The organism is Paenibacillus sp. FSL R7-0128, assembly GCF_038002245.1.
GTDB lineage: Bacteria > Bacillota > Bacilli > Paenibacillales > Paenibacillaceae > Paenibacillus_AQ > Paenibacillus_AQ silagei.
This window is the reverse complement of record NZ_JBBOCD010000001.1, coordinates 2,036,129-2,056,433: the sequence shown is the minus strand read 5'-3', so window position 1 is coordinate 2,056,433 and position 20,305 is coordinate 2,036,129. Positions and strand designations below refer to the sequence as shown.

The window sequence follows — 20,305 nt, the reverse complement described above, 5'->3', positions numbered from 1 at the left end:
AAAACAGCCAGTTTGACAAGCCGCACAAATTCCGCTTATTTTTTATCTTTTTTTAAGCTCCCTTTAAGCTTCAGCGCGGTTTGACGGCTTTTTTTTCAGCGGACATTCAGTCAATGTTGATATTTTCCCTTAAGAGATCACACAAGGAGGAAATTACATGCTTACACGAAAAAAAGCATTTGTTCTGCTGCTGCTCAGCACATTTGCCGCAAGTCAAACCACTGGAAGCCCGGGAACCGCGGCCTATGCCGCTTCATCCGCTTCAACGGCTGCCACAGCAGCAAGCGCGGTCACGGAAGTCTCCACACTTAACGGTCTAAGTGCGCTCAAGCTCGGTACCACGCTTCAGGTGAAGCTGAGCCATGTAGGGATTCAGAGCCAAACCGGCGGTAATATTCTCACCTACACGCTTACCTATACCAACACTGCCGGCAGCAGCGTCAATCTGGCGGACTATTTCTCCAAAATTGTAACTGCGGGCGGCAGCATCATTAAGGGAATTCCGGTCAGCGCAGACAGTGCAGTCAAGAAAATCCCTGCTAAACAAAGCACCAGTCTTACATACTATGCGAATATTGGAACCACCGCCTCAGTCAAAGGACTCAAAATCAACATCTACGGCTGGAATTTCAGCGCCGCTAATTATGAACAGCGTATAGGCACGTTCACGATTCCTTCCAATTATTCTCTGTCCTCGCTTACAGGGGAGACCCGAAAGGTTGAACTCGGCGGCATTACTGCCGGCACCAAAGCCGAATCCGTGCAAATCTACAAATATAACAGCAAAGTCTATGCCAAGGTCGGGCTCAGCCTAACCAATCTGGGTACCAAAGTGCTTACAGATCCGGGCTATACGTTGTACCTGAAATCCTCGGGCGGCTCTGTCTTCACGCTTACGCTGGATGACAGCAGCTCCGAATTCAAGCTTCAGCCTCAGGAGAAGAAGACGCTCTATTATATGACCGAGATCCCCTCCTACATGAATCTCAGCAAGATGACGCTGCAGATCGCCAAGCTGGATGAAGGACTCAAGCTGTACCTGCCTGTCTCTTCCTACGCACTTCCGGCTGCGGTAACTGCAGATTTCACTGTAGCAGCGGGCTATACCAAAAAGGTCTCCATCGACAGCAATCTGGTAGACTTGCAGCTGCTGAAGGCAAGTGTGCATGCGGATAACGGGAATGGTGTCTGGAGCTATCAGCTCCGGGTGAAGAATACCGGCAGCACAGCCGTTACTTTGCCTGCTTATGAGCTTAACGTCAAGTCGGCGGAAGGCTATAGCTTCCCGGTGACGGCCACTGCCTTGAGCAGCCTGACCCTGAAGCCGCTGGAAGAAAAGCTGATTGAGCTGAGCGCCAGTGTTCCGCTGGAGCTGGCTCAGAATTCGCTGGAGCTGCGAATGATCGCTCCCGCAGCCAGCGCGGATAAAGTAACGCTGCCTGTGGCCTATTTCCGCATCCCTTATACGCCTGAGAGACAGATTCATCTCGCCTCTGAGACCAGCGTAACCAATATCTATGGCACCTTCGCTGTCTCTCTGGACTCGCTGCTGCGTCTGCCTTGGGGCAGCGAGGATCTGGTACAGGCTGTACTAACGATACGCAATGCAACGTCCAAATCCATTGCCTTACCTGCTCTTACCGGCGTACTCCTGGCGGATCAGAAGGATCTCAGTTCCTCTTCGCAGACTTATACGGACAACAGCTCTTCGGTGCTTGCCCCGGGTGCCAGCACCCAGATCACGGTTCAAGGCCATATTCCATACACCCTGGATGTCAGACAAATCAAGCTCATCCTCCAGGAGACCAAGGGTACAGAGGTGTCGCAGTTCCTCACTCTCAGCACAAGCGACAGCACCGTTAAGAGTGTAGCTCCGGTGGCTGCAGGGGAAGCCTTCAAGATCACCGCCACCGGCAAAAAAGCCACCGTGAAGGAGCGCTCCACCCTCCTGTATACAGGAACCGGCTCGAACCTGGTGTACAGCGAAGTAGAAATGAACAGCGATGAAGTCCGGCAGGCAGATCTGGCCCGTCTATATGCACAGTTCAGGACTGCTGACGGGCAATATTTTGAAGCAACTGCCAACCAGTCCGAGCTGTCGACCAGCCCTGGGGGCAAAACACTGGTTACCTTCTGGGCGAAAGTCCCGGCCACCCTGGACACCACAGGTCTTGAGCTGTATATCAGCCAGTCGATTGCGGATGGCAAGCTGACTGCCGCAGGAACGGCTGCGACGGGATACGTCAATACGGCAGCGCTGACACTGACACCGGCAGAGGTTACGCCTCTGACCAATCTGGCTTCTGTTCCACTTTTCCCTTATACACTGGCAGTTACCAGCTCTACAGGGGAACTCACCAAGGGCGCAAGCAGCATTGCTGTGACGTTCAATTACAATCTCAATCAGGATAATACCTACCAGACAGGCGCTTACCAGCATAAGCTCATCCTTCAGGTTATCGATCCTTATGGACAGTCTCACGAGAAAGCACTGACGCTGGGAACCGACTTGACACTGGGAACCAACAACTCTTATTCAACGACTCTATCCAGCGTCCTGTTCAAAAACCTCAGCTCCGGCACCTATGCCCTTAAATTCTACGATGAATTCCAGGGAGTACGGACAGAGCTCGCCAGCCAGGCCTATTCCCTTGAGGTTACCGCCAAAGCAACCACCTCTTCCCCCGAAGGAGCTGCACAATGAATAAGAAGAAGAAGATCATTATTATCGCTTCAGCGATAGTCCTCGTTGCTATTGCAGGGATTGCGGGCTATAAGCTCTGGCCGGATCAGAACCGGCAGATCAATGCCGCTCCGCTGAATACGGCAGTTGCCAGTAAGGGGGATATCCTGGTGGGTGTCTCGGGTTCAGGTGCAGTATCGGCGATCAACAGTGAGAGCATCCGTACCAAAGAAGCCGGGAAGGTCGATACGGTCATGGTTAAGAAAGGCGATGTTGTTAAAAAAGGTGCTGTGCTGATCACATTTGTTGCGGGCGATCTGGACGATAAGCTGAAGGAAGCCACCAAGTCACTGGAGAATCTCAAGACGGAGCTGGAGAATAAACAGGAGAGCTACAAGACGCTGGCTATGAATAACGCGACAGAGGAAGAGCTGGAATCGGCAAAAAAAGCCATTGATAAAGCCAATAGCGATATCGTGGACGGGCAGGAATCCATCGCTGCCATCCATGAAGATATGGCTCCGCCTGATCCGCTGACCGCTCCGATCGATGGAACGATCACTGCCGTGAATATTACGGACGGTGAGCAGGCCCAGAATGGTACAGAGCTGTTCACCATGACCGACTACGTGAATCTAAGCGTAACCGTGCAGGTAGACGAGCTGGACATCCCCAAAATCAAGCTGAATCAAGCCTCTACCATTACACTGGATGCCCTTGAGGACAAATCTTTTACCGGTAAAGTTATAGATATCGCCAAAGAAGGGACCTCCTCTAATGGCGTCTCCCTGTTCAACGTCACTGTAGGATTAAATAACTCGGAGGGTGTGCTTATCGGCATGTCTGCGGAGGTGGCGGTTACGATCGAAGAGAAAAAGGATATTCTGACCGTTCCCATCGAAGCTGTAACGAAGATAAACGGGAAATCCTTCGTCAATGTGCCGGGAACCGGGGATGAGCAAGCTAACACAACAGACAGAGATGCTGCTGACTCCAAACCCCCTGCTGGCGCTGCAGCGGACGGTGAACCCTCCGGTAGTGAAGCGGGGACCCGAGGCACAGGCGCCCGCGGCGGCAGAGAATTCCAGGGCGGTGAACTTCCGTCTGGAGAGTTCCCTGCTGGTGCGGAGTTCCCCGGCAGAGCAGCCGGAAGCAAAGGGGCAGCCGGTTTCGCCTCAGGCATGAAACGGATAGCTGTAGAGGTTGGTATCCACAATGAGAGCAGCATCGAAATCGTCAGCGGCTTAAGTGAAGGGGATGAAGTAATCCTCCCGACCGTGATCTCCTCAGGCAATGCCACCTCCCCGCAGCAAGGCGGTATGGGTGGTATGGGCGGCTTCAGCGGCGGAGGAATGACCGGCGGGAGCGGTGGCTTTCCCGGCGGGGGCGGCGGCTTCGGCGGCGGTGGCAGCGGCGGAGGCTTCGGCGGAGGCGGTGGCGGACGATGACCGCACCAGAGCCGCTGATCCGGGTTGAGAAGATGCAGCACAGCTACACGATGGCCGGAGAATCGATGACGGTTCTGAAGAGCTTGAGCTTCAGCATTAATCACGGTGAATTCGTTGCGATCATCGGCCCGTCAGGGTCAGGCAAGTCCACCCTGATGAACATGCTGGGCTGCCTCGATGTCGCCAATGAAGGCGATTATTTCCTGGACGGCCAGGAGATCCGCAGGCTGTCTGACAACAGGCTGGCCCAGATCCGCAACGAAAAGATTGGCTTTATATTTCAAAACTTTAATCTATTGCCGAAGTTATCAGCGGTAGAGAATGTGGAGCTGCCCTTGATCTATCGTGGAATGTCCCATAGGGAGCGCAGAGAAATTGCCCGTAATGCCCTGGTCCGGGTAGGCCTTGCGAGCAGAATGAATCACCGTCCTTCCGAGCTGTCAGGGGGCCAGCAGCAGCGTGTGGCTATTGCCCGCGCCTTTGCCGGAACCCCACCGATTCTGCTTGCCGATGAGCCAACCGGAGCGCTGGACTCCAAGACAGGCAAGGAAGTTCTGGAGATGATTAAGGAGCTTAACGTACAGGGGCATACCATTATTCTGATCACGCATGACCTGGAGATTGCCGAGCAGGCCAAACGGGTGATCCGGATTCAGGATGGGGATCTTGTAGAGGATCGGAAGGTGGTGCCCTCATGATGCTGTACCAGAGTATGAAAATGGCCTTCAAAAGTATCCTCAGCAGTAAAATAAGAGCCTTTCTTACCATGCTGGGCATTATTATCGGGGTCTCCTCCGTCATTGCACTTGTCGCTGTGGGCCAGGGCACCACCTCGCAGATTACAGAGTCCCTAAGCTCCCTGGGCACCAACCAGCTGACCGTCAACATTATGGGCCGCGGAGCCACCACTTCGCTGACCTACGAGGAGGCCCTGGCCCTGAATGAGATTGAAGGGGTGGACAATGTATCCCCGGTAATCTCCGGGAACGTTACCGCCAAGCACGGTACCGAGAACGTTTCCGTATCCGTAGAAGGCATTACACCTGCCTACGAAGAGGTTCAGGATTTCCACGTGCAATCCGGAAGATTCCTGCTTGAGATGGATACAGAATACCGGCAGAAGGTTGCGTTAATCGGATCAGATACGGCGGAAGATCTGTTCGGTACAGATAATCCTGTAGGCCAAAAGGTACAGATCAACGGAAGCAGCTTCAAGATCGTCGGACTGCTGGAGAGTAAAGGCTCCACCAGCGTCGGCTCAAGCGACGAGAAGCTGCTGATCCCCATCTCTACAGCCGAACGGTTCCTGCAGAGCAAGGGAGTCCGCTCCATTACCCTCACAACCACTTCCAATGACAATGTGGATGATGTCAAAACCAAGCTGGAAGCCAGCCTTACTGCCAAATTCAGTGCAGCCGAGAATGCCTACTCTGTTTTTGATTCCCGGGAGATGCTGGAAACGGTTAATGAAACCAGCGCCACCCTGTCCTTGGCCCTTGGCGGTATCGCCGGTATCTCCTTATTTGTAGGCGGGATAGGGATTATGAACATTATGATTGTCTCGGTCAATGAGCGTACCAGAGAGATTGGCATCCGCAAGGCCATCGGGGCCAAGAAAAAGAACATTATGATGCAGTTCATGATCGAGTCCGTGGTCTTAAGCGGCACCGGGGGCCTGATCGGAGTCGCACTGGGACTTGGCGCCAGCTGGGCTGTCGGTCATTATACCGCCTTGAATGTGGTGCCCTCCTGGAATATGGTCCTGATCTCCTTTTCATTCTCCTTGATCATCGGTGTCGTATTCGGAATGATTCCTGCAAGCAAGGCTGCAAGAATGCGCCCGATCTATGCGCTGCGCAACGAGTAGCGCCATCCTAGACGCTGCGTTATCATCAGCTTTTCAATCCGCCAGTCTCAGATCCCTGGGCTGGCGGATTTTCCTGTTTTATTTTTAATGCACAATTGATACCAAAGGGGTATCGTTTGCAGCAAAAGTGGGTAATAGGACTCAAAGGTCAGAATACCTTGTACATAGTAGTAGGGTATACATAATAGTTCTTTGTATCGGCTGTAACAGATATGTCTCCACTGTTTCCCCCTCCGGCTCCAGGGTGTGCTTCACGGCCTGTCATCCGCAGCGGAAGCTGACGGGGCTTATTATTTTTTCAGCAATTGCTCTGCTTAAGGGATGTCCTATATACTGGTGAAAAGAAACCGCGATCTAACCGGAAGTTATTCTTTCCATTGCCTCCTTCTTCCCCTGCTTTCTAGGACTCGCTAACGTATACTCTCTTACATGCCTGCAAGAAGCCATATTCCGCATAAGGATAAGTTTCGCATGCACCAAAGCTACACCCATGAGATTTGCAAAAGTTCTGTGCGGGGAGAGGATGACAGTGGCAGTTTTTTCGGAAAACAAAAGTACACGCAGACTGATTATATTATTCACATCCATCACCGTTCTTCTGGTTGGGATCAGTGTGGCCTCCCTGCTGTTTCTGAATCATACGATGAACAAATTATCCGATTCCCTGTATAGTGACGTCTACCAGAATTCCGAGCTCATTCTGAACGCCGACCGCGATCTCTATCAGGCAGCCCTTGCGCTTCAGACCACAGTCGGCGGGGCGCTGACCAGCGCGCAGCGCAGTACGCTGTCGCAGGAATTCGAGGACAATAATGCCCAGGCGCTGCAGCGGGTCAATACCGCCCGCTACAATCTGGATGCTGTGAAGAGCCCGTTCAATGGAATGAAGCAGAGCGAGCTGCTGCTGGACGAGCTGAGGAACGAGCTGGATCACTTCGGAACCACGCTTACCGTGTGGAGGGATAACGGCCGGGAGCTGATCTCGCAGCGGGTTCAGAAGAGCTGGAATCCCGACTCTTATTCTGCCCTCACCATACATACGGAGCTGAATGAGGTACGGGAAAGCTTGAATCAGGCAGAGGACAAGATTGACACCTATGCAAGCCAAGTGATGACAGAGTTCAATAATCTCAAAAGCTCCCTGTTCGCCGTCTACTCTGTATTTCTGTTCCTGCTTGTTATGGTCATCATCTATCTCAGCCGCAGACTGATCTCCCTGCAGAACGAAATGCAGGACGAGCAATCGCTCTACCAGCTGATCGGTGAGACAATGTCCGACTTCATTGTGCTGACAGATCCGAACGGTCTGATCCTGTATGCCTCGCCTTCCCATGCAACTGCACTGGGCTATGTGCCTAGCAAAGGGGCACCGCTCTCCAACTATATCCGTGAAGCCGAAATCTCCTGGGCCAAGCTCAAGAGCGTGGTGCAGTCTTCACCGAGAATATCCGAGCTGCGCATGCGTTCGGCCGAAGGGCACTGGGTGTGGCTGGAGACCAAGGTTACCCCTATTGCGGGCAGCCGCAATTTCCCGGCACAGTTCATGCTGGTCTCGCGTGAGATTACCCAGCGCAAGCAATATGAGGAGCGCCTGCACAAGCTGGCCTTCTATGATCATCTGACCGCGATTCCCAACCGTGCCCATTTCAAAATGTACATGGAGAACCTGATCAACCAGCCCGAGGAGCGCCGGCAGGAGATCGCCGTGGCGCTGCTGGACTGCGACCGCTTCAAGCAGCTGAACGATACGCTCGGCCATCTGGCCGGAGATGAATTCCTGCAGCTGCTCTCCCGGGAGCTGCAGCAGACCGTGAAGGGCTCCGGCCAGGCCTTCCGGATCGGCGGAGATGAATTCGCGGTGGTGCTGCACCGGTTCACCAGCCCGCAAATGCTGGACGAGCTGCTGAACCGTCTGCTCCAGCTGTTCAACAAATCCTGGTCTATCAACCAGGGCTCCAGCTTCCACACCTCTGCCAGCATTGGCGTGGCCCTGTACCCGCAGCACGGCAGCAGCATCAACGAGCTGCTCCGTGCCGCCGATCTGGCGATGTACCGCTCCAAGAACCATGGCGGCAATGAGGCTAATCTGTACAGCGAGCATGTGGATAAGAAGTACAGCGATCAGCGGAACTAGCACCAGCGGAAGCTCACTCCTATACTAAGGCTTCTTTAATAACTCTTAGCCAAAAAGAGCTGATTGGTTCCATCCCTGGGGGAGGAACTAATCAGCTCTTCTTATGTTCTAGCTGGTCTGCGGCAGCGGATCAGCCAGCTCTGTCCTATGCTCCGGACTACGCTCCCGAACCGTCACCTTGATAACCTGCTCCCCGCTACCCGAGCAGTCGATGAAGCGGTCAGCGGTGCCGTCTTTCTCCTCCCAATCGTTCAGCCGGAGGATGTAGCCTATCGTGGAGGTCCCCGGCAGCACTTCAATCCGTGCTACGGCATGACCTTCCTCCATGTGCTGGAAGTCCCGTTGCCCATCCTGAATGCCTGTACCCCACACCCAGAGATTCCAGCCCCGGTAATCGCCGTCCGGGCGGTCATAATGAACTTCCACAATCTTCGATCTCGGCTCAGGCTCTCCGTATTTATCATAGAGTACCATCATCGACAGTCCGAACACCTCAACACTGCCGTTCTCCGTTTGCCGGAAGGCCTCCGGTCCGGCATGGGTATGATCGACTACGATGTTCCAGCAGCCGGAGGTCTCCGGGAGGCACTGGGTGACCGGCTCCATATTGGCATTATAGATCACCACGATATTATTCCATGGATCTCCGCCGGCGTTATCCTTCAGTCTGTAGGCAACGATTCCGCTGTCACAGCGCAGGAACTCCAGACTGCGTTCAATCTCCTGGCGTCCATGCAGGCGGAAGGCCGGATGTGTCCGGCGCAGCTCAATCAGACCTTTGTAATATTGAAATACTGCAATGAATTTGCTTTTGTTCTCCCAGCGGATCGCATTGATACAGTCTGGGCTGCGGTAGCTGTTATGATCTCCGTATTTGCTGCGCAGCAGCTCATCCCCGGCATGAAGGAACGGAATTCCCTGCGAGGTCAGAATGATTCCATTAGCCAGCAACGAACGGCGTACTGTCTCATTATCCAGCACATTCTCGGGATCTACTCCCACATACGGATTCGCCTGCTCTAGTGCGGCCTTGAGATCCCCGCCGCCCCGCAGCTTGCCGCCCTCAAGCTCCGGCAGTCCGGCTTCCCCGCGAAGTCCCCGGGTCGCCAGAATTTTGTCCCACAGGTTGAGATTATCATGTGCGGTTACATAGTTCACAGTCTCTGTAGGCGCATCGGTGAATTCATGAATCGCCCCGCTCACTCCGGACGCGATCGCACCTTCCTTGCCGTATTCCCCGGTCACGAAGCCTTTGCCCCAGCCGTCGCTGTCTCCCTTGATGGCTGCGCGGAAGTTGTCGTTAAAGACAGCGTAGCCTTTGCCGCGCTGCACGCCCTTCAGCGTCTTGGAGGCAAGCGGCGAGTCGCCGCCAATCCACGGTTCACCATAGATCAGCAGCCCCGGATTAATCTCCAGCCGCAGCTCCTCGGTAATCTCTCGCATGGTCACGCTGTCCATCAGCCCCATCAGATCGAAGCGGAACCCGTCAATATGGTACTCCTTAGCCCAGTAGGATAGGGAATCCTTGATATACTTTCGGACCATCGGCCGTTCTGTAGCCAGCTCATTGCCGACGCCCGAGCCGTTAGAGAGCCGGCCGCTCTGATCATGACGGTAGTAATAGTCCGGCACCAGCGGCTGGAAGGGGCCCTTCTGGAAGCTATAGGTATGATTGTAGACCACATCCATAATCATCGAGATGCCGCGGCTGTGCAGCGCCTGGACCAGCTCCTTGAATTCCCGGATACGGGCTAGCGGGTTAGCAGGGTCTGTGCTGTAGGAGCCTTCCGGCACATTATAGTGCTGGGGGTCGTAGCCCCAGTTATAGTCTGTGAAGATGGAGGATGCCGGTTCTTCCCCTGGCTCGCACAGCTCATCCACCGTCTGATAATCGAACACCGGCAGCAGATGAACATGCGTGATGCCCAGCTCAGCCAGATGATCAATGCCCAGCAGATGACCCGCCTCATCCCGCAGGCCGGTCTCGGTGAAGGCCTTGAATTTCCCCTTATACGTCAGACCGGAGCTAGGGTCTGACGAGAAATCGCGGACATGCAGCTCATAGATTACTGCATCTGCCGGATGCGGCAGCACCGGAGAGGCATCGCTCTGCCAGCCGTCCGGATCTGTCTCGGACAAATCCACAATGGCTGTGCGTGTTCCATTGGCCGATACAGCCGTAGCGTAAGGATCGGCCGCTTCATTAATCGACCCGTCCGCAAATACGGCGCGGTACATATAATATTTCCCCTTGAGGTTACCGGAAACCTGGATCGTCCATACTCCGCCCTCAGCGCGCTCCATACTAAGAATTTTGCCGCTGTCCTTGTAATCCGCGGTCTGCGGGGTCAGCCCGTTTCCGCCTGTTGCATATAATACGAGCGACACTGTGAAGGCTGTTGGCGCCCAGACTTTGAATACACAGTATTCCGCTGTGTAGGTCAAGCCGAGGTCATTGCCTTGATAGGTATCGATTTCTTGTTCTGCTTGTATATAATTGCTGCTCATTGCTATTCACCATCCCTACGCTCATCCGTAATACTCCCGGAGAACTATCATTCTATTACTATCAAGCTATGTCCACATTCTCCTTAACTAATACTTTGTACTTGCACAGCTCTGCAAGCGGATGACGCCGGAATTGCTACATAGGGTTCATTATATAATATGTAACACTATGTTCACAGGTCTGGGTTAAGGGTTGAATTGTGTCACCGGATATATCCTATATCGGCATGGATCGCCGGGGAATTAAGCTAATGAAGTTCCAAAACATCATGACCGCTTCCGCAGCACCCTGCCATATAACGCAATCACAGGTAGCAGCAGGAAGCCCGCCGACAGCAGCGAAGCTCTGATAGAGATCCGGCTGCCGATATATCCTACAACCGGACCGCCTGCACTCTGACCCAGGGCATCGGACTGGCTGATCATCGACAAGAGTGTAGCCCGGTTCCGGGATGGCAGCTTTGTGTTCAGCCAGGTGGTATAGATCGGGTCGCTGACCGAAGCGACCACCCCCAGGAGCAGTACCGCCCCGATAGCCCAGTAGAAATTAGGCGCAAGTGCCACCAATATAATGCAGCAGGCACGTACGGAGGTCAGGAGGAACAAGGCGGCCGCTACTTGACGTTCCTTTTGCAAATCAATGATTGTCCCGGCCATATAGACAGCCAGCACACCCAGCAGAGTCGTCGCCGCACTGATCAGCCCGAAGCCGGCCGCCATCGAGACTCCAATCTCCGGGAACCCGACTTCGTTCATAAGAAAGACTGGCCATAGGCGATCATATCCTTCAGACGCAGCACCGCTGAATAAAGTTACAACCGTCAGCAGCAGGAGCAGCGGATGATGCCTCAGGATAGAGATGCCGCTGACCCAGGTCTTGCCCAGCTCACGGATAGCGGAGGAATGCGGCGCACGCTCCCGGCGTATGAACCCCGTCTCCTTCATGTGCCGGATCAATATGAACCCCAGGACGAAATAGATGACTCCACCCGCCAGAAAAGGGAGATTAGACGCAACCTGGGATAATCCTACGCTGACCGCAATGCCTAGCAGAGAGGCGCTTAAAGAGAAGATTTTGGAGCGCATAAAGATTCTTCCAGCCTGCTCTTCCTCAAGTTCATCCATGATCCATGCGGTATCCGCTCCGCTCAGGAAGGTCCAGCCGATCCCGTACAGCATCTGGGAGATCAGCAGCCAGCCGAAGGCAGGCAACAGGGAAGCCGGATGCATGATCCAGACAATACTCCCTTCGAGGACAAAGGCACTCCCCAGAACGAACACGGCAATAATGACGGACAGTCTGCGGCTATAGGTATCAGCGACCACTCCGGTGATTCCCTCGAACACAAGCACCGTTATCTCCAGCACCGTTCCAATCAGCACAAGCTGAAGCGGATTCAGTTTAAGGTCAACTACATAATAAATACTGTAGGTTGTGAATATCGTACTGGCGGCAAGCGACAACATAAACACATGGAACAAATAAATCTGTGAAGCACTGAATCTCTGCACAATGGTTCCACCCTCCGAAAGTAATGGACACATTATATAAAATAACGCCCGGGCGGGCGGTTCCAGATTTGCTGAAATTCAAATAACCGCAAAAAAAAGCCCCCTGTAAAGGGGGCCGGAAAGTAGTTGGAGTTATAAACCAATGCTTGAGTAAAGAATTAATTCACGCGGGACTGCACCAGTGCGGCTACTTCCTCGGCCGTGCCGAGCTGCAGGGCCTGGGCAGCCATTTCCTTCATGTCGGCCGCAGACAGCTTCGAGATCTGGCTGCGTGCTGGCAGGATGGAGGTAGCGCTCATGCTGAATTCATCGAGGCCAAGACCGAGCAGCAGAGGAATAGCTGTGGCATCCCCCGCCATTTCTCCGCACATCCCGGTCCACTTGCCTTCGGCGTGTGCAGCATCAATGACGATTTTGACCAGTCGCAGAATTGCCGGGTTGTACGGCTGATACAGGTAGGCTACCTGTTCATTCATACGGTCCGCAGCCATTGTATATTGGATAAGATCGTTGGTTCCGATACTGAAGAAATCCACTTCCTTGGCGAACTGATCCGCCAGTACAGCCGTCGAAGGAATCTCTACCATGATGCCCAGCTGGATGCTGTCGGACACTTCTTTGCCTTCTTCACGCAGCTTGGCCTTCTCTTCCAGCAGCAGATCACGGGCTGCACGGAATTCACCAAGGGTAGCGATCATCGGGAACATAATGCGCAGGTCGCCGTGGGCACTTGCTCTGAGCAAGGCACGCAGCTGGGTGCGGAAGATATCCTGACGGTCCAGACAGAGACGGATCGCACGGTAGCCGAGGAACGGGTTCATTTCCTTCGGCAGCTCCAGATAAGGCAGCTCCTTGTCTCCGCCGATATCCAGCGTACGCACTACAACCGGCTTGCCTTGCATATTCTCAAGCACGGTCTTGTAGGCATTATACTGGATCTCTTCGGAAGGCAGCTTGTCGCGGCCCATATAGAGGAACTCGGTGCGGTACAGACCTACACCTTCGCCGCCGTTCTCAATAACGCCAGTCACATCATTCGGAGTCCCGATGTTGGCTGCCAGCTCTACATGCTTGCCGTCGGCAGATACCGTTGGCTCGTCGCGGAGCTTTTTCCATTCAGCAATCTGAAGATTGTAAGCTTCCTGCTTCGCTGTATACTCGGCTACCTCAGCTTCGGAAGGGTTAATCAGCACATCGCCGCTCAGACCATCCACGATAACCAGATCGCCTGCTTTGACCAGGGACATCACGTTCTTCGTGCCCACAACCGCCGGAATCTCCAAGGAACGGGCCATAATGGCCGAATGGGAAGTCCGTCCGCCGATATTGGTGGTGAAGCCTTTGACGAAATTGCGGTTAAGCTGTGCTGTATCCGATGGGGTCAGATCCAGGGCAATAACGATAACCTCTTCACTGATCTCAGCCGGGCTCACATAGTGAATGCCAAGCAGGTGGTTCAGCACACGTTTGGTTACGTCACGCATATCTGCTGCACGTTCCTGCAGGTAAGCGCTCTTCATGTTCTGGAACATTTCCACGAATTGATTAGCTACTTCATTCAGTGCGTAGTCCGCATTTACCGATTCCTCACGGATTTTGTCCATTACAGGGGTAATGAGCTCAGGATCATCAAGGATCAGCAGATGTGATTCGAAAATCTCCGCCTTCTTCTCGCCAAGCTCAGCCAGGGTACGCTCTTTGATGGTCTGAAGTTCGCCTCTGGATTTGTCCAGGGCGTCATTCAGCTTCGCAAGCTCAGCGTCCACATCCGTGACCGCTGTTTTGGTAATGGTATAGTCCGGGTGTTCCAGGATAAAGGCACGGGCTACTGCAATACCTGCGGAAGCCGCGATTCCTGAAATTTTATTCATGAACTTCTCCCAGCCCTTCTTTAACCATAACCTCCTGCAACGCGTTCAGTGCTTCTGCTTCTTCACTGCCTTCAGTAATAAGAGTCAGGGTATCTCCTGCTTCAAGGCCCAGGGAGAGAACGCCCAGGATGGATTTAAGGGTAACTTTTTTGCCTTTAGCTTCTGCAAAAGCTTCAGTGCCTTTGAATTTTGTAGCTGTATTTACCAGCGCTGTTGCCGGGCGTGCGTGAATTCCGTCTTCGTCAATAATTCTGAAAGTTGTTTGCATAATATAATCCAACTCGCTTTCTGTTAATTTGGGATGGTGAATTATAGTGAAGGCTTGCGCTCCCCTTCATTATAATGGAAGCGCTTCGCCATTGCACATTTTACTGAATGGTGATGATATCCTTGTCGCCGATGACGACTCTGCCCGGCTTATTCAAGGTAACGGAGGAGCCTTCCGGCAGGTTGGAGAAGATGACCGGAGAGATGACAGAAGGTGCATTCGCCTTCACATACTCCATGTCCACTTCCATAATCGGCTGTCCGGCAGCTACCAGATCGCCTTCCTCCACCAGAACCGTGAAGCCCTGGCCCTTAAGCTTAACGGTGTTGACCCCGATATGCACAAGGACTTCCTTGCCGCCGTCTGACATGATGCCAATGGCGTGCTTACTAGGGAACACGTTGAATACCTTGCCGTATACCGGCGAAGCAATCTTGCCGTCTTCGGACAGGAAGGCGAAGCCGTCACCGGTCATTTTCTGCGAGAAGACCGCATCAGGAACCTCTGTAATATCCATCAGCTGGCCGTTTACCGGAGATACGATATCCTCAGGGATAATAGCATCGCCCTGCTCGCCGGCCTGTTGTTCAAGCTCCGGCTTCGGAGCAGCAGGGGCTGCAGCCGGTGTTCTGCCGTTCATCACATCCTGAATCTGTGACTTGATCGTGTCCGAACGTGTGCCGAAGATCGCTTGTACGTTGTTACCCACTTCAAGAACACCAGACGCACCCAGCTTCTTCAGCCGGTTCTTGTCTACGCCCGCTTTGTCCTTCACTTCGACCCGCAGGCGCGTAATGCAGGCATCCAGATGGGTGATGTTCTCTTTGCCGCCCAGGGCGGACAGAATGTTGCGCGGCAGATCGTCGCCTGTCTTGGACACACTCTCCAAGCTTACCTCCTCCTCCTCCTCGGAGGCATCCTCACGGCCGGGAGTCTTCAGGTTGAACTTACGGATGACGAAGCGGAACCCGAAGTAATAGATCACGGCCAGTACCAGACCTACCGGGATAACCAGCCACCAGGCGGTACGGTTCGGAATGACGCCGAACAGCACATAGTCGATGAACCCGCCGGAGAAGGTCATGCCGATTTTGACATTCAAGAGGTGCATGGTCATGAAGGACAAGCCTGCGAATACAGCATGGACGGCGAACAGCAGCGGAGCCACGAACAGGAAGGAGAATTCCAGCGGCTCGGTGATCCCCGTCAGGAACGAGGTTAACGCAGCGGAAACCATCAAGCTTCCGACAATCCGTCTGTTCTCAGGCTTCGACTCATGGTAGATCGCAAGAGCCGCTGCCGGAAGACCGAACATCATGAACGGATATTTACCGGTTGTAAATGTACCCGCTGTGAACTCCACACCGTCACGAAGCTGCTGCATGAAGATCCGCTGGTCACCTCGGACCAGATCGCCTGCCTTGTCAATATAGCTTCCGAATTCATACCAGAACGGTGAATAGAAGATATGGTGCAGGCCGAACGGAATCAGGGAGCGCTCGATGACCCCGAAGATAAAGGCCGACAGCGTCAGGTTGGTATTAATCATACTCTGTGACACATAGTTCAGACCGTGCTGGATCGGCGGCCACACAATCGTGAGCGCAAGACCAAGCATCAGGGAGGTCACTGCCGTCATAATCGGTACGAAACGTTTACCCGCGAAGAAGCCCAGATACGACGGCAATTCTATACGGAAGAACCTTTTGTACATGGATGCGGCCAATATCCCGACCAGGATACCACCGAAGACCCCGGTTTGCAAGGTGGGAATCCCCAGCACACTGGAATACGAGAAATCCTTCCAGGTCAGCACGTAAGCATTGACACCGACTACCGTACCCATGGTTACGTTCATCACCAGGAAGCCGATAATCGCTGCCAGCCCGGCCACGCCTTCACCTCCGGCCAGCCCGATAGCTACGCCGACTGCAAAGAGCAGGGACAGGTTATCGAATACGATTTGCCCGGAGTTCATTAGTACCGTGGCAATGGCCTGTACGATATTATTCTCCAGTGCAGGCACGTATTGCAGGAAGTCCGGATTCACCAGCATGTTCCCGATTCCAAGCAGCAGGCCCGCTGCAGGCAGAATGGCAACAGGAAGCATTAGCGCTTTACCGACTCTCTGCAGAACGCCAAATAATTTTTTAAACATTCAAGGTCACTTCCTAATCCTTAATTTCTGTCAACAGAAGCCAAAAAAGGCATGAGCAATACAGCACATGGATTGCCACACTAACGCTAACGTTAGCGTACCCCAAGTTGGGGCAGGACAACCATAATACTGTAAATCACTCATGCCTGATCGTATCAGTTACACGTTGGTATTCTGCTTCTGTTTCATAACAGGGATCATTGTAGCACCATTGATTTGAAGTTGCAAGCCCCAAAATCGCCTAAAGCCGGTCTACTCCTCCAGCTCCGGCTCATCTTCCTTCTTCTGGGCAATACGCTGCAGATGAATCGTCAGATAGCTGACCTCGGCCGGATATACCGGAATGCGCACCCGCTGCTCAATCACCTTCGTCAGCTTCCAGGCAAGCATGTACATCTCGGGATACTCCCGCTTCATTAGTCCATCCAGGGACGAGGTCTCGCGCACAGTCTCTCCCCGGCGCAGACGCTCCAGAACGAACCGTAAATGGGTCACCAGCCTTGAATAGTCCAGAGAATCCCGCGGAATGCGGTATTCCAGGCTATCCTCGACCAGTCCCACCATGTCCCCGATGAGCTCGGAATGCTGCTTCACCTCAGAGATATGGCGGTTGCTAAGCGCACTGACAATATGCAAGGCCACGAAGCCGATCTCATCCGGCGGCAGCGTCACCTTCATCGCCTCATTGATCCGCTCCACCGCATATTCCGCCAGACTGTATTCCTCAGGATAAATCTCCCGGGTCTCGTACAGAAACGGATTATGAATAGCCATATGCTGCTCGCTTCTGCGGATCGCAAAGGAAATATGGTCGGTAAGGGCAATATGGATATGCTCATTCAGCGTCTGGCGGCTGCTCTGCATAATATGCAGCACAATCTCCTGGACCACCTCAATCAGCTTCTCATCTACCTGCGGCACCAGCTGCTTGTATTGCTCCTGCTCCTCCTGGCTGCGCAGAATGAACATCTTCTCTACGGAGGACAGATTGATCCGGTCCCGCGTTTTACGGTTGAAGCCGATCCCCTTGCCGATCACCACAACCTCGGCATATTGGGGATGCTCGGCAATGATAACGTTATTATTAAGCACCTTGCCCACGGTAATGCTGCTCACTTGCGACACCTCTTTTACTTCTGAATCCTGATCTATTCCAGCAGCACGATACATGTTTCAACGTGTGATTCGTTACCTTAAGCTCCTATCATAACATCAAGAATCCCAAATTAGAAGGGTGCCGCAAACCGCCCGCGGGCTCCGTTCATTTCACCCGAAACGTCCGGCCTGAGAACCTGTATACCATGATAAGCGCAGCCAGCATATACACCACAGCAGAAAGCACTACGATCACGGCAAACATTCCAGGCTCACTCTTGAACTGCATCGCGATGAATCCGACCCCCAGCACCACACTGTTCACAATCGTAAAGAACGGATTCTTCACATTCAGCTCCGTGCTGTAGGGCTGGAAGATATAGTACATGAACAGATGATGCACCGAGAAGAACAGGGACAGCGCCACAATCGTCACGCAAAAGAGTACGGCATCCCCCGCGCCCCAACTCTCCGCTGACAGCACCAATAGCAGGTTCACCGCCAGGCAGATCGCGGCAGCCGGGATCAGATTAAGCACGCTGATACGCAGCAGCCGGATACGGAAGTTGCTTAGAATCGCCGATTGTTCACGGTAGAATCCGTAGCGCAGCAGGCTGAGATCACAGTTATAGAACATCGCCTTGCAGAGGCGTTCGCCAATGGACGTGTAGTTCATAATGATCAGGAAGGTCGGCAACGCGGTAATCAGATAATGAGTCAGTTTGGTAAAAGCGGATTGCGACAACAGCATCGTCAGCAAAGCAGCGGCAAAGAGCGATCCAATAATAACCAGCCGCCGTTGAATCGGACTGGTGATCAGCCGCCGGTGACGTGAGAAAAAGATTGCATTCAGGTAAGCGTACCCGCTTTTCCCCTCGAACTTCTCTTGATTCTGTTGTTCCGCCGAGTAGTGCTGATCTTGGGTGGCCACATCTTTCACCCGTGCTTCTTTCATCATCCGTCCCATGTCGAGCAGGGGATCATCGATTTTGGTGACGGCATCGACGGCATTCGTATAGTCCTTATAACGGGCGATATAGACCGCACTTAAGGTTCCCAGCACCAGCACGCCAAGCACCACAGGCAGATTGAACAGCATTCCGCTCTCTACTACCGCATATCCGGGGAGCAGCGGAAGATAGGCCAGCAGATAGCCAGCGCCGATGGCGGTCCAGATCCAGCTTGTTTTTTTGACAATAACCATGCCGTAGCGGTCAAACACCCACAGATGCAGCGCCTCGCAAGCCGTACGCCAGAACGTCAGCAGCAGCGTAAGAACTGCCCCATGCCACAGCGGAGCACCCAGAAGATTCCCGAAGACCAGCATCGCCGGAATAAAAGTAACCAGGAAGCTGATCCCGCGCAAGGTCAGTGTGGTCCGCATATACCGCTCTGCCGGCAGCCTCATCAGCTTTACGAATATGTATTTATCCCGCTTCGGCTCCAGAATAACCGCGCTGGAAACCCCGGCCGTAAGGAAGCTTATACACAGCAGCATCTGCAAATAGAGCTGGTACTGAACAGAAAGGGATAAGCTGATATCATTACCGATGAACTTCACCGGCAGATAGATCATGATCCCAAGATAAGCGAACTTCGTCACAAAGGCCATAAGTACCTTGAGGATATGCACGATAACAGATAAGGTCCGCTTCAGCGTGGTTTCCGAGTAGACCGAGGCCGGGATCAGCTTACCCAGCACCGGGAGCTTACGGATATAGAACATCAGCCGGTTAGCGCCGGACATCCCCCGCACTTCCAGAATCGCCTTCAACGTCCTAATCATGATCCTCATCCTTCAGCAGGGCAATAATCTGCTCTTCAAATTCCGGACTGTGCAGGGTCTCCGCCGGAATCTCCCGCAGTGTACCGTTATTCAGAATAACCAGCTCATCGCAGAGATCGGCGGCCAACTGCAGAATATGAGTGGAGAAAATAATGATATGATCCTGCTTCATCTCCCGCAACAGCTTCTTGATCTCCAGTGCCACTACCACATCGAACGAGGTTAACGGCTCATCCAGCAGGATCAGCGGCGGACGGGAGATGATAAAGCACAGCATCTGAATTTTGTTCTTCATCCCGTGGGAATAGCCTTTGATCAGACGGTGCCTGTCCGCCTCCTCGAAACGGATGATATCGAAATATTCCTCGATGGTCCGGTCCGCTTGTATCTTCCCCTTATTGATGTCCATGTAGAACTTCACAAACTCATAACCGGTCAGAAAGTCAGGCAGAATCGGCAAGGAGAAGACGTAGCCGATCTCCTCCTCAAGCAGCGGAAGACTCACCTCATCTCTCCGCAGAAAAGCCCCGCCGCTATCCATTTGGATCTCCCCGCTCAGGCAGTTGAATAACGAGGTCTTCCCCGCGCCGTTACGGCCGAGCAAGCCGTATATCTTGCCTTGCTCAAAGGTAAAGTCAATCCCCTTCAGCACCTCTCTGCCGTCAAAGCTCTTGCGTATATTATCCAGTATAAGCTCCATGCCTGCCTCCGTTTCAGCGCGAATGATAAAGAATCTCTGCTTATATAAGACGCACTTAAGTTTTGAACTTGAAGCTTCATCGTCACTGCGGTGAACATTTGGACTTCCGGCCGCTGTTGTCACCAGATTTCTTGATTTATTCCGCCTTCGCGGGTGAAATCCGGTGACAAAGGCGGTCGCTACCGCTCCTACAGTTCCAAATTTCCCCTCCGCTTCTTTTGCTTTTTGTTTATTTCTATAGTGCCTTTTATATAGTTAAATTCTTGTAAAAAAGG

Annotated in this window: 13 protein-coding genes; 5 read left to right on the top strand and 8 right to left on the bottom strand. The window is 53.2% G+C overall.

Features of this window, described 5'->3' with window-relative positions; all coding sequences use genetic code 11:
- Positions 1–157: 157 nt before the first annotated feature.
- The 5 genes from NST26_RS08345 (at position 158) to NST26_RS08325 (ending at position 8,132) form a co-directional block, all read left to right on the top strand.
- On the top strand, positions 158–2,704 hold the full coding sequence (locus NST26_RS08345; RefSeq protein WP_340979005.1) for a hypothetical protein: 2,547 nt from the start codon (positions 158–160) through the stop codon (positions 2,702–2,704).
- Entirely contained in the window at positions 2,701–4,131 is a 1,431-nt protein-coding gene (locus NST26_RS08340) for an efflux RND transporter periplasmic adaptor subunit (protein WP_051477793.1), read from the top strand. The genes NST26_RS08345 and NST26_RS08340 overlap by 4 nt, the downstream gene beginning before the upstream one ends.
- Positions 4,128–4,829: an ABC transporter ATP-binding protein gene (locus NST26_RS08335; protein WP_036722547.1), complete on the top strand. Its 702-nt coding sequence runs from the start codon at positions 4,128–4,130 to the stop codon at positions 4,827–4,829. Before NST26_RS08340 ends, NST26_RS08335 begins: the two co-directional genes overlap by 4 nt.
- Positions 4,826–5,998, top strand: a complete 1,173-nt coding sequence (locus NST26_RS08330; RefSeq protein ID WP_036722549.1) for an ABC transporter permease — start codon at positions 4,826–4,828, stop codon at positions 5,996–5,998. The genes NST26_RS08335 and NST26_RS08330 overlap by 4 nt, the downstream gene beginning before the upstream one ends.
- 529 nt (positions 5,999–6,527) lie before the next feature.
- Positions 6,528–8,132 (top strand): sensor domain-containing diguanylate cyclase, encoded by a 1,605-nt coding sequence (locus NST26_RS08325; protein ID WP_340979004.1) that lies wholly within the window; start codon positions 6,528–6,530, stop codon positions 8,130–8,132.
- 108 nt (positions 8,133–8,240) lie between these two features.
- Here NST26_RS08325 and pulA read toward each other — a convergent pair whose 3' ends face one another.
- From pulA to NST26_RS08285, 8 genes are all read right to left on the bottom strand, one after another.
- Positions 8,241–10,640 (bottom strand): type I pullulanase, encoded by a 2,400-nt coding sequence (pulA, locus tag NST26_RS08320; protein WP_340979003.1) that lies wholly within the window; start codon positions 10,638–10,640, stop codon positions 8,241–8,243.
- A gap of 267 nt (positions 10,641–10,907) precedes the next feature.
- Entirely contained in the window at positions 10,908–12,152 is a 1,245-nt protein-coding gene (locus tag NST26_RS08315) for an MFS transporter (RefSeq protein WP_340979002.1), read from the bottom strand.
- A gap of 158 nt (positions 12,153–12,310) precedes the next feature.
- A complete protein-coding gene (gene ptsP, locus NST26_RS08310; RefSeq protein WP_339254899.1) occupies positions 12,311–14,023 on the bottom strand; it encodes a phosphoenolpyruvate--protein phosphotransferase in 1,713 nt (570 codons plus the stop codon).
- Entirely contained in the window at positions 14,016–14,291 is a 276-nt protein-coding gene (locus NST26_RS08305; RefSeq protein WP_036696683.1) for an HPr family phosphocarrier protein, read from the bottom strand. The genes ptsP and NST26_RS08305 overlap by 8 nt, the downstream gene beginning before the upstream one ends.
- Before the next feature lie 100 nt (positions 14,292–14,391).
- On the bottom strand, positions 14,392–16,449 hold the full coding sequence (ptsG, locus tag NST26_RS08300; protein ID WP_340979001.1) for a glucose-specific PTS transporter subunit IIBC: 2,058 nt from the start codon (positions 16,447–16,449) through the stop codon (positions 14,392–14,394).
- A gap of 252 nt (positions 16,450–16,701) precedes the next feature.
- Positions 16,702–17,565, bottom strand: coding sequence for a glucose PTS transporter transcription antiterminator GlcT (gene glcT / locus NST26_RS08295; protein ID WP_036722556.1), 864 nt, complete (start codon positions 17,563–17,565; stop codon positions 16,702–16,704).
- A 145-nt stretch (positions 17,566–17,710) separates the two neighbouring features.
- Positions 17,711–19,330 (bottom strand): hypothetical protein, encoded by a 1,620-nt coding sequence (locus tag NST26_RS08290; RefSeq protein ID WP_340954925.1) that lies wholly within the window; start codon positions 19,328–19,330, stop codon positions 17,711–17,713.
- Positions 19,323–20,030, bottom strand: a complete 708-nt coding sequence (locus tag NST26_RS08285) for an ABC transporter ATP-binding protein (RefSeq protein WP_076082681.1) — start codon at positions 20,028–20,030, stop codon at positions 19,323–19,325. The genes NST26_RS08290 and NST26_RS08285 overlap by 8 nt, the downstream gene beginning before the upstream one ends.
- Positions 20,031–20,305: the final 275 nt, after the last annotated feature.

Coding starts and splice junctions, on each gene's coding strand:
- NST26_RS08345 (WP_340979005.1), top strand. CDS start 158: ATGCTTACACGAAAAAAAGCATTTGTTCTGCTGCTGCTCAGCACATTT.
- NST26_RS08340 (WP_051477793.1), top strand. CDS start 2,701: ATGAATAAGAAGAAGAAGATCATTATTATCGCTTCAGCGATAGTCCTC.
- NST26_RS08335 (WP_036722547.1), top strand. CDS start 4,128: ATGACCGCACCAGAGCCGCTGATCCGGGTTGAGAAGATGCAGCACAGC.
- NST26_RS08330 (WP_036722549.1), top strand. CDS start 4,826: ATGATGCTGTACCAGAGTATGAAAATGGCCTTCAAAAGTATCCTCAGC.
- pulA (WP_340979003.1), bottom strand. CDS start 10,640: ATGAGCAGCAATTATATACAAGCAGAACAAGAAATCGATACCTATCAA.
- ptsP (WP_339254899.1), bottom strand. CDS start 14,023: ATGAATAAAATTTCAGGAATCGCGGCTTCCGCAGGTATTGCAGTAGCC.
- NST26_RS08305 (WP_036696683.1), bottom strand. CDS start 14,291: ATGCAAACAACTTTCAGAATTATTGACGAAGACGGAATTCACGCACGC.
- ptsG (WP_340979001.1), bottom strand. CDS start 16,449: ATGTTTAAAAAATTATTTGGCGTTCTGCAGAGAGTCGGTAAAGCGCTA.
- NST26_RS08290 (WP_340954925.1), bottom strand. CDS start 19,330: ATGATTAGGACGTTGAAGGCGATTCTGGAAGTGCGGGGGATGTCCGGC.
- NST26_RS08285 (WP_076082681.1), bottom strand. CDS start 20,030: ATGGAGCTTATACTGGATAATATACGCAAGAGCTTTGACGGCAGAGAG.